This is a genomic window from Myxococcus sp. AM009 (assembly GCF_013372605.1).
In the GTDB taxonomy this organism is placed as follows: Bacteria; Myxococcota; Myxococcia; order Myxococcales; family Myxococcaceae; genus Myxococcus; species Myxococcus vastator.
The window spans coordinates 22,018-31,946 of the sequence record NZ_JABXEP010000095.1 but is presented as its reverse complement, the minus strand read 5'-3'; the positions used below and the strand labels follow the sequence as shown (position 1 = coordinate 31,946).

The 9,929-nt window shown below is 70.5% G+C and carries 11 protein-coding genes; 5 read left to right on the top strand and 6 right to left on the bottom strand.

What is annotated here, in order from left to right; all coding sequences use genetic code 11:
* The coding region (locus HV824_RS22530) for a quinone-dependent dihydroorotate dehydrogenase (protein ID WP_176424192.1) at positions 1 to 811 on the top strand (811 nt) is incomplete at its 5' end.
* A gap of 99 nt (positions 812 to 910) precedes the next feature.
* Here the strand turns inward: HV824_RS22530 and HV824_RS37595 are convergent.
* The 6 genes from HV824_RS37595 to HV824_RS22500 all read right to left on the bottom strand — a co-directional run bounded on the left by HV824_RS37595 (position 911) and on the right by HV824_RS22500 (position 7,127).
* Positions 911 to 1,597 (bottom strand): hypothetical protein, encoded by a 687-nt coding sequence (locus HV824_RS37595; RefSeq protein WP_255208253.1) that lies wholly within the window; start codon positions 1,595 to 1,597, stop codon positions 911 to 913.
* Between the two features lie 102 nt (positions 1,598 to 1,699).
* The gene (gene exoK, locus HV824_RS22520; RefSeq protein WP_176418556.1) at positions 1,700 to 2,854 is read right to left on the bottom strand and encodes a spore coat polysaccharide biosynthesis glycosyltransferase ExoK; all 1,155 of its coding nucleotides are present in this window, start codon (positions 2,852 to 2,854) and stop codon (positions 1,700 to 1,702) included.
* Positions 2,844 to 4,124, bottom strand: a complete 1,281-nt coding sequence (gene exoJ, locus HV824_RS22515; protein ID WP_176418557.1) for a spore coat polysaccharide polymerase ExoJ — start codon at positions 4,122 to 4,124, stop codon at positions 2,844 to 2,846. Before exoJ ends, exoK begins: the two co-directional genes overlap by 11 nt.
* Before the next feature lie 150 nt (positions 4,125 to 4,274).
* A complete protein-coding gene (locus HV824_RS22510; protein WP_176424191.1) occupies positions 4,275 to 5,990 on the bottom strand; it encodes a DUF6178 family protein in 1,716 nt (571 codons plus the stop codon).
* Between the two features lie 35 nt (positions 5,991 to 6,025).
* The gene (gene yihA / locus HV824_RS22505) at positions 6,026 to 6,646 is read right to left on the bottom strand and encodes a ribosome biogenesis GTP-binding protein YihA/YsxC (protein ID WP_176418559.1); all 621 of its coding nucleotides are present in this window, start codon (positions 6,644 to 6,646) and stop codon (positions 6,026 to 6,028) included.
* A 4-nt stretch (positions 6,647 to 6,650) separates the two neighbouring features.
* Entirely contained in the window at positions 6,651 to 7,127 is a 477-nt protein-coding gene (locus HV824_RS22500) for a cytochrome c family protein (protein WP_255208252.1), read from the bottom strand.
* 127 nt (positions 7,128 to 7,254) lie between these two features.
* Here HV824_RS22500 and HV824_RS22495 point away from each other — a divergent pair, with 127 nt between their 5' ends.
* Genes HV824_RS22495 through HV824_RS22480 form a run of 4 tightly spaced genes read left to right on the top strand, consistent with a single transcriptional unit; the run spans position 7,255 to position 9,929 of the window.
* Entirely contained in the window at positions 7,255 to 7,722 is a 468-nt protein-coding gene (locus HV824_RS22495) for a hypothetical protein (RefSeq protein ID WP_176418561.1), read from the top strand.
* A gap of 9 nt (positions 7,723 to 7,731) precedes the next feature.
* Positions 7,732 to 8,328: a dephospho-CoA kinase gene (coaE, locus tag HV824_RS22490; RefSeq protein WP_176418562.1), complete on the top strand. Its 597-nt coding sequence runs from the start codon at positions 7,732 to 7,734 to the stop codon at positions 8,326 to 8,328.
* A 23-nt stretch (positions 8,329 to 8,351) separates the two neighbouring features.
* Entirely contained in the window at positions 8,352 to 9,494 is a 1,143-nt protein-coding gene (locus HV824_RS22485; RefSeq protein ID WP_176418563.1) for an SDR family oxidoreductase, read from the top strand.
* A gap of 39 nt (positions 9,495 to 9,533) precedes the next feature.
* A complete protein-coding gene (locus HV824_RS22480; RefSeq protein WP_163784430.1) occupies positions 9,534 to 9,929 on the top strand; it encodes a MaoC/PaaZ C-terminal domain-containing protein in 396 nt (131 codons plus the stop codon).

Sequence of the window (9,929 nt, the reverse complement as noted above, 5' to 3'; positions counted from 1 at the left end):
CCGGCCCCAGCCCGGCAACCCCAGCCCCCGCCTGTTCCGCCTGCCGGAGCACCGCGCGGTCATCAACCGCATGGGCTTCAACAACCACGGCGCCGACCGGGCCGCCGCGCGCCTGCGGATGCAGACCTGGCGCCCGGGCCCGCTGGGGGTGAACATCGGCAAGAACAAGGACACGCCGTTGGAGCGGGCGGTGGACGACTACGTGGCCTGTGTGGACGCGCTGGCGCCCCTGGGTGACTACGTGGTGGTCAACGCCTCGTCCCCCAACACGCCGGGCCTGCGCAAGCTCCAGGAGCCCGAGCAGCTGGGACAGCTCCTGGGCGCCGTACAGGAGCGCCTGGCCACCGTGGCGCCGGGCAAGCCGCTGTTCCTCAAGATTGCCCCGGACCTGTCCCCCGAGGCCGTGGACGAGGTCGTGGATGTCGCGCGGGCCCAGAAGCTCGCCGGCCTCATCGCCACCAACACCACCGTGGCCCGGCCCTTCGAGCATCCCCTGGCGAAGGAAGCGGGCGGCCTGTCCGGCGCACCTGTCCGCGAGCCGGCCAACGCCGTCATCCGCCGCGCCTGGCTGCGCGGCGGAGGCGCGCTGCCCATCATCGGCGTGGGCGGCGTCTTCACCGCGCAGGACGTCTACGAGAAGCTGCGCGCGGGCGCGTCGGTGGTGCAGGTGTACACGGGCTTCATCTACGAGGGCCCGGGCATGGTGGGACACATCCTCCCCGCCCTGGCCACCCTGCTCGCCCGCGACGGCTACAAGCAGGTCCGCGACGTCATCGGCGCCGAGCACCGGGAGCCCGGCACAGCCAACTGACGCACCGCATCAATTCGCGGACAAAAAATGAGCGCTCGCCGGCGCCTTGGAGTTTCACCGGCGAGCGCCCCGGGCCCAGTGCTTGACGGGCCTCGAAAGCTATGGCTGCACGGTGAGCGAACCGCCGACCGTGCTGACCTCCACCGCATGGGCTCCCGAGCCATACGTCTGCTCGCGACAGCCCAACCGCGCGGGACTGTCGTTGAAACGACCACCGACAGTATTGAATTCCAATCTCACATCCGCCTGGGCCGGCAGCTTCAGCCGGACATCCCCGCCCACCGTGGACACAGAAGTAGTCACGACCTTCCGCGGTGCCAATGCCACGGTGCCGTTCACCGTGCTGACGTCCAACCGCTCCTCCGAGCCGTCCACTTCCACACGGCCATTGACTGTCGCCAGCGACTGCCGCCCCGTCACGCCCGCCACCGTCACCGGACCGCCCACCGTCGCCACGTCCAAACGCGCCCGCCGTGGCACCTTCGCCGTGAACCTCACCGCGGGCCCGCTCCGACGACAGGACCGCGTCTCTTGTTCACACGGACCGCAACAAACCCGCGCCCGGATGACGCCCTTTTCTTGGACGACTTCCACGTCCACCTCGTTCCGGGAATTATTCGAGCCTTCCCTAACAACCGTGATTACCACGTCATTCCCGTCTACCGCATCTACGCGCACCGCGCCATCAACATTGCCGATATGAACTTCAGGCGTGCCGTCCGTATGGAACGTCCACGTCTGGGTGGACGGCGCGGCGGCGAGGATGAGCAGCAAGGGCAGGACCATGTGCGGGCTCCGAGAGAGGTGTGATGCCCCCCTCCCTACGCCCCGGCCCCGCCCTCATTGCGCCCGGTGGAGACTCAGTATCCACACCGCTCTGACATGCCCTCAGGCGTCCGCGCCCCGGGCAATCCGCTGATACAGCGCGTCATGGCGCCGGACCATCTTCTCCAGGGAGAGCTCGCGCGCCACGAAGGCCCGCGCCGCCTGCCCCATGCCTCTCGCCTTCTCGGGATTCGCGAGAAGCTGACGGAAGGCCTGGGCGAGCTGTGCGGGGCGCTCGGGGTCCACCACGAGGCCGCGTTCGCCGTCGCGGACCAGGTCGGTGTTGCCGCCCACGCGCGTCACCACCATGGGGAGCCCCGCGGCCATGCCCTCCATCACCGCGTTGGACATGCCCTCCGCGGTGGAGCAGAGGACGCCGAAGGTCGCCCGGGCGTAGATGGCGGGCACGTCCGTGCGGTGCCGCAGGAAGTGCACGGAATCGGACACGCCCAGCTCACCGGCCAGCTTCTCCAGGCCCGGCCGGCGCGGACCATCTCCCACCAGGAAGGCGTGCAGCGTGATGCCGGTGTGGCGCAGCTGCGCCAGCGCGAGCAGCAGGTCCTCCTGCCGCTTCACCGGGTGATTCATGTTGGCCACGTGGACCACCACCGGCGCGTCCCCTGTGTCGGGGAGCGGGCCGCGCAGCCCTTCGCGCCTGCGGGACTCGAAGCGCGGCAAGTCCAGGCCATTGTGGATGACGGTCACGCGCGAGGCCGGCAGGCCCTCCTCGGTGATGAGCTGGTGGCGGATGGCCTCCGCGTTGCCAATCACATGGTCCGCCATGCGACACAGCTGTGACTGCACCGCGCGGCGCGCCCGCCCCTGCCAGTGCGCCAGGTCCAACCGGCCCACGATGACCTTCGTGCCCGCGAGCTTCGCCGCCGGCACGGCCACCATCGTGGAGTAGAAGTCATGCACGTGCACCAGCTCCACGCGGTTCGCCTTGAGCCAGCGCGCCATGCGGTACACCTGATACGCCGTGTTCGGCTGCACCACGGAGCCCTTGAGCGGGAAGGCCGCCGGCGCGTGGCCCAGCTTCCACACCGCGCCAATCAGCGGCCCCGAATCATCCAGCACGGACACCTGCAGCCGGTAGCTGGCCGGCAGTCCCCGCAGCAGCTCCAGCACCTGCACCTCTGTCCCCCCAATGTGGAAGGACCGGGTGAACTGAACCAGGCGGAGGGGCTCCTGCCCCATCCGCGCCTCCTCACGCCGCATGTCCGGACCCCTCCCACGTCGCCACCACCGGCCCCTGCGAAGCCGGAACCCGTTGCATGTCCGCCGCCTCGGACGCGCGCGCCACCCGGTGCGCCGCCGCCGCCAGCCCGAAGAGCACGTAGCAGTGCGCGGACAGGATGTAGCCGGAGAACAAGTCACACACGAGGTAGCCCACCACCGACGCGGACAAGGCCCGCGCCAGCCACCCCACCTCCTTGTCCCGCGACGCCTGGAAGGCGCCGCCCGCGGCGCCGCCCGCGAACACCATGAAGAACAGCAAGCCCACCCAGCCCAGCTCGCCGATGACGTCCAGGAAGATGTTGTGGGCCACGTAGGCCCGGCGCGCCTCGGGGGGCGCGTACAGGGGCCACGCGTAGCGGAAGCCGCCCGCGCCCACGCCCAGCAGCGGCTTGTCCAGGCTGATGCGGCTGGCCACCTGCCACGCGTAGACGCGGCCCATGGCGGACGCGTCCTCGTGGAACTCGGCCACCGTCTCGTTGCGCTGCCAGAAGCTCTGCGGCGCGAAGATGAGCAGGCCCACCACGAAGAGCGAGCCCACGACAATGGCTTGGATGCGGCGCTTCTCTCGGAAGGCCCACAGCGCCATGGCCGCGGACAGGCCAATGAAGCCGCCGCGCGAGTGCGAGACGACGATGGCCGCCACCGCGAGGACGGCCGCCGCCAGACACGCCAGACGCCACAGCCAGCCGCTGCCCTTGCGCGCCACGAAGGCCACCGCCAGCGGCACCACCAGCGCCAGGTTCATGGCCATGTGGTTCGGGTCCGCGTAGACGCCCACCCAGCGCGCGCGGAAGCCCTCCACCAGGTCCTCGCCCACCAGGTACCAGTTGATGGCGCCCACGGACGTCACCACCGACGCCAGCACCAGGGCCCCGCACACCACCGCCAGCCGGCGGCCCGTGGTGATGACGTTGACGAAGGTGATGTAGATGGCCGTCAGCTTCAACAGCTCGATGCCCGTGGTGGTCGTCACCTCCGGATTCACGGACCAGCCAACGGACGCCACCGCCAGCGTGGAGAAGGCGATCAGCGCCAGACCGCGCGAGCCGTCCACATACAGTGGCTCCGCCCGCCCCAGCCGGCGCATCACCATGAGTCCCGCCGCCACCCCCGACGTCACCAACGCGAGGCGCAGCGGCGCGAGCGCGGGAATCCACTCACCCGGCGCCGCGTACATGACCGCCGCGAAGGCGGTCAGCGCATAGAAGGCCCACACGTCACGGCGCTGCCCCTGCTCTCCCAGCACCATTCACTCCACCTCCCGGCAGTTGCGTCGCGCACCAATACGCGTGCCTGGGCGAAAGCAGAGGACATGCCAGGGGCCCTGTCGGGCAAAGCCCTGAATCTTCTAGGACGGGACGGCCTCGCCGGACATGCGGGCCGCCCCGGACTGAAATTCCTACGGGAGGGGGCTGCTCTCCATGGGAAGAACCGCCGAGGCCACCGGCTCCAGCCGCCCGTCCTGGAGCCAGGGCGTGCCCAGCTCCTCCAACAACCGCGACAGGGTCAGCGTCACCAGACGGCGCAGCTCCGCGTGCGCCTCCGGCGCCACCGCCGGCTCCAGGCCCTTCAGGGCGCGCTCGGCCGCGGAGGTGCGCAGGCGCGGCGCTTCCGGAGCGCCTTCGAAGAGGCGCTGGCCCAGCTCCACCACCCGCCCCAGCGGCACCGGACGCGCGTCCGCGCGCTCCTCCAGCACCGCCATGGCGACGACGGCGGCGAAGAGGCGCTCCAGGCCCAGCGTCTCCAGGGGCACGCCGAAGCGGGCCAGGGCCTCGCGCGCCGAGTCGTCGGTGCCGCCCAGCACACCCCGGAACACCTGCACCTGGGCCTCCGCGCGGGCCAGCAGCGCCTCGGTGGCGGCCAGCTCGCGCCGGGAGCGGAACGGCACAGGCTCCGCGCCTTCCACGCGCAGCGCCCGCCGGGGCCGCTTCTGGCGCAGCGCGGACAGGGCGGCCGCCTCCTCCGGAAGCACCATCAGCACGCCCTCCCGCATGGCGCCCGGCGCCTTCGCCAGCCGGTCCGCGCGGAACTTGAGCTGGAGCGTGAGCGAGAAGCCCGTCTGGAAGATGCGCCGCAGCGGCGTGTCGCGCAGCACGTCCGTGGCGCGCTCCGGGTCCGCGCCCGTCAGGTGCTCGAGCGCCAGGGACAGGTAGTCCCGCACCGTCTCGCTCGCATGGCGGACGGCGTCCAGGTCCCCCGGGTCCGCCAGGTCCGCCACCAGCGCGGCGCTGGCCACCTCGCGCAGCTCGTCCTCCGCGTTCACCGCCTCCACCATCGTCAGGCCGCGGAAGGCCGCCTCCAGGTAGTCCACGTGGGCCGTGGTGGGCGCCAGCCCCGCACGGGCGGCGGACGCGGGAGAAGGCGCCACGTCCACGCGGCTGAACAGGGACACCGCCTCCTCCAGCGACGGGAAGCCCATGTCCTGGAGCCGGCCGCGGCGGAACTGGTACGCGGTCTCCTCCAGCTCACTGGGAATCTCCCAGCGCACGGCCTCCAGCAGCCGCACGGCCTCGAAGGGGTTCTCCGCGATGAGGTCGTTGAGGAGCGAGCGGACGGCGGACATCTCCACGCCCTCCGCCTTGATTTCGACGAGGTAGCGCCCCTCCGGGGTCTCCATCGTCATGCCCGCCGGGTTGACGTCCGGGTTCTCCTCCAGGTCATGCACCTCGACGAACTCGCGCAGGAGGATTTCGAGCACCTCCAAATCCAGCCCGTGCAGCTTGCGCAGGAACTCGCCGGTGTCGTCCACCCCGCCCCGCGCGGCGCGCAGCCAGGTGAGGACGGCGTGGGCGTCCAGCGCGTCCCGCCGCCAGCCGCCCAGGTCCACGAAGGCGCGGAACTGGCCCGGCGAGGCGAGCTGCACCAGCTCCGTTGAATCCGCGAGCCCCAGCTCCTGGATGGTGACGTAGAGGTCCTCGGCGGGCATCGAGCGCACCAGCGCGCGGGCCTCCGCGACATCCAGGAGGGCGTCCACCCGCTGACGCGGGGACAGCCTCATCAACCGCTGACGCAGCTCCCGGGGAGCCAGCTGCGTGTCGCTTCCATTTCCCTTGCCGTTTTCGGACACGGCGCGGTCCCTACCACAGCGCCCCCCGGCCCGGGAGCAGAACCCCACCGGGAGCGGCGGCTACCGGATGATGCCGGCGGCCCTCAGACGCGGGTGGACTTGCCGAAGGTGTCCAGCAGCGCGCCCCACACCTGGTCCACGCCCAGCTTCTCCGTGGAGGAGAACGGGAGGATGACCTCCAGCGGCAGGTCCATTGTCTTGGAGAGCTCCACCAGCCGAGGCTTGCGCTTCGCCTTGACGAGCCGGTCCACCTTGGTGGCCACCACCAGCACCCGGCGGTCGTGCGCCTGGAGATAGTCGAGCGTGGCCAGGTCGTCCGGCGTGGGGCCCACCTCCACGTCCACGATGCTGACCACGGCCTCCAGGCGGTGCCGCTTCTCCAGGTAGGTGGTGATCATCTTCTCCCACTGGGCCTTGTCCGCCTTGCTGGCCTTGGCGAAGCCGTAGCCCGGCAGGTCGGCCAGGCGGAGCTGGTGGCGGACGCCGCCGCGCTCCAGGTCCACGTCGAAGAAGTTCAGCGTCCGGGTGCGCCCCGGCGTGTTGGACACGCGCACCAGCTTCTTGCGGCCGGTGAGCGCGTTGATCATGGAGGACTTGCCCACGTTGGAGCGGCCGACGAAGGCCACCTCCGCCGTGTGGTCCGTCGGGTAGCCCTTGGGCTCCACGGCGGTGGTGACGAAGCGTGCGTCGAGGACCTTGATCACAACGTCATTTCTTGGCCGACGGATCCGCGGCGCGGCGGGCGCGCTCGGCGGACCAGTGGTCGATGGCCTTGAGCGACTCCTTGAAGTCGAACGGCCGGAGGGAGGGCGAGGATGCGTCGTGGCAGGAGCGGCACTGCTTCTCCGACGGGTCCACCAGGCCCACCAGCCGCGCCAGCTCCGAGTCCTTCATCACGTACTCGGGCGAGTAGTACTGCCCCCCGCCGTGGCACGTCTCACAGGAGACGCTCACGGTCGCCTGGGTGACCTGCTCCGGCGAGTGGCATGACAGGCAGCGCCCGTCCTTCTTCTGCTGCTCGGAGAGCGAGCTCTCCGCCCGGGCGTGCTTGGACTTCATCCAGGTGTCGTAGGCCTCGGGGTGGCAGCCCTTGCAGCTGTCCGGGCCTACGAAGTCGGCGCCCCCGGCCGCCCCGGCGGCGGCCAGCACGAGAAGGGAGAGGATCCGGATGCCAGGAACGCGCATGGAGCCGGAGTAGCAGAGCCCCCCGGACGGGGCAAGGCGTCTCGTGGTTGAATGACCGGCAGAAACTTCCGTCGGGCATAGGGGGTTGCTAGAGCCTTGCCCGCCCGTTCCAGCAGGGAGGAGCCGTATGCGCATCCTGACCGTCCTCGCCGTCCTCACCTTCGCCGTCCCCGCCGCCGCCAAGCCCTGGCAGGGCATTGAGCCGGGGGTGTCGAAGCGCGGCGAAATCATCAAGAAGTTCGGCGAGCCCTCGCGCACCGTCAGACAGGACGGCAAGGAGATCATCGCCTACCTGGCCGAGGAGGCCATCAAGGGCACCACCCAGGCCCAGTTCAAGGTGGATCCGGACACGCAGTTGGTGGAGCGCATCGACGTGTTCCCCGGGCCCATCATCGACAAGGAGACGGTGGAGAACAGCTACGGCCCCGCCTGCCCCTCCGGCGCCGCGCCCGCCACGCCCTGCTACCTGCGCAAGCTGACGGACGACTTCCGCACCTACTTCCTCTACCCCCGCCTGGGCCTGGCCATCTTCTTCAATGAGAATGGCAAGACGGTTCAGTCGCTGACGTTCACCACGCAGAAGGCCGCGAAGTAGGGCACGCCCGTGCACGTCTTCGGACTGACGGGGGGCATCGCCTCCGGGAAGAGCACCGTGACGCGCGTGCTGCGGGAGCTGGGCGCGGAGGTGCTGGACGCGGACGTGCTTGCCCGCGAGGTGGTGGAGCCGGGCACGCCTGGGCTGGCCGCGGTGGCGGCGCGCTTCCCCGGCGTGGTGGGCTCGGACGGCCGGCTGGACCGGGCGAAGCTGGGCGCGCGCGTCTTCGGGGACCCCGCGGAGCGGGCCGCGCTCAACGACATCACCCACCCGCTGGTGCGTCAGGCCTTCATGGACAAGCTCCAGGCGCTGGAGGCGCGGGGCGTGGCGCGCGTCATCTATGACGTGCCCCTGCTCATCGAAAGCGGCATGCACGCCTGGATGGAGGCCGTGGCGGTGGTGTGGGTGCCCCGCACGGTGCAGAAGGCCCGGCTGATGTCCCGCGACGGGCTGAGCTCCGACGCCGCCGAGGCCCGGCTGGCCGCCCAGCTCCCCCTGGACGACAAGCGCGCCCACGCCACCTGGGTCATCGACAACAGCGGGGACCTGGCCTCCACCCGCGCCCAGGTGGAAGCGATGTGGCGCGCCATGCTCGCGCGCGGCTGAGCGCCGGGTATGCTGCGCGCCGCATGAGCGAGACGCGCAAGAAGGCCACGGCCGGAACGTACTTCCTCACCGGCTACCCGGGGTTCATCGGAAAGCGGCTGGTGGAGCACATCGCCCGTGAGGACCCGAAGGGGCACATCTACGCGCTGGTGCAGCCCAAGTCATTCAAGGAAGCCCAGCAGCACGCCGCCCAGGTGAAGGGCGCCAAGGTGGAGCTGCTCACCGGTGACGTGGTGGACATGCACCTGGGCCTGTCGGGCGAGGAGTACCAGCGCCTGTGCGAGCGGGTGACGGACATCTTCCACCTGGCGGCGGTGGCCCAGTTGGGCGTGGCCAAGGAGACGGCCTGGCGGGTCAACGTGGACGGCACCCGCAACCTGCTGGAGTTGGCCCGGGACTGCGGGAAGCTCACGCGCTTCAACTACTTCTCCACCTGCTACGTGTCCGGAGACCGCCTGGGCGTCATCGCCGAGGACGAGCTGGACCGGGGCCAGGGCTTCCGCAACGCCTACGAGGAGACGAAGTTCCAGGCGGAGCGGCTGGTGCAGCGCGCGGGCGCCACCCTGCCCATCACCGTCTTCAGGCCCTCCAGCGTGGTGGGGGACTCCCGCACGGGGGAGATTGACCGCTTCGAGGGGCCCTACTACCTGGGCATCCTGCTGGTGACGTCGCCGCTGGTGGTGCCCCTGCCCCTGCCGGGCAACGGCGTGGCGCCGCTCAACGTGGTGCCGGTGGACTACGTGGTGGAGGCGGTGTGGCGCCTGTCGAAGGACCCGCGCGCCCAGGGCAACACCTTCCACCTGGTGGACCCCAACCCGATGAGCGCGCGCCGCGTGTACGAGCTCATCGCGGAGAAGTCGAACAAGAAGCTGCCGCGCTTCAACCTCTCCGCGCGGGCCGCGGACGTCATGCTGCGGCTGCCGCTGCTGGAGAAGCTGGCCCGCCCGCAGCGCGCCGCCATCAGCTACGTCAACCACCTGGCCATCTATAACTGCCACAACACGCTGGAGCTGCTGGACGGCACGGGCGTGCGGTGCCCTCCCCTGTCGTCCTATCTGGATCAGCTCGTGGCCTACGTGCGGGAGCAGTACCGCAAGCGCCGTGAGGGCTCGGACGAGGACGACCCGTTGGATCAGGGCGGCGCACCCGACGCGGAGCGTCCCTGAGCACGCGCGGCGGCCAGCCGTGGTAGATCCACGGTTCCCATGCCACGCACCTACCAGCCAGGCGACACGTTCACGCACGTCCGCGAGTGCGACCGGTACCGGCCGATTTACTACGCGGGCGCTTCGGGGGACTACAACCCCATCCACATCGACCCGGAGGCAGGCACCGCCGCCGGGCTCAACGGCAACATCCTCCAGGGGCTGTGCACCCTGGGCTGGGTGGTGGAAGCCATCGCCGGCTTCGTGGAGGACCCGGGCCGGGTCCGCCGCGTGAAGGCGCGCTTCTCGCGCCCGGTGCGGCCCGAGGACACGATTACCTTCCAGGGCCGCGTCACGTCCGTCCAGGACGGGCGGCTCACGGCGGAAGTCTCAGCCACCAACCAGCGCGGCGAGGACGTCCTCAAGGGCGCCGTCGTCGAAGCCTTCATCGGGTAA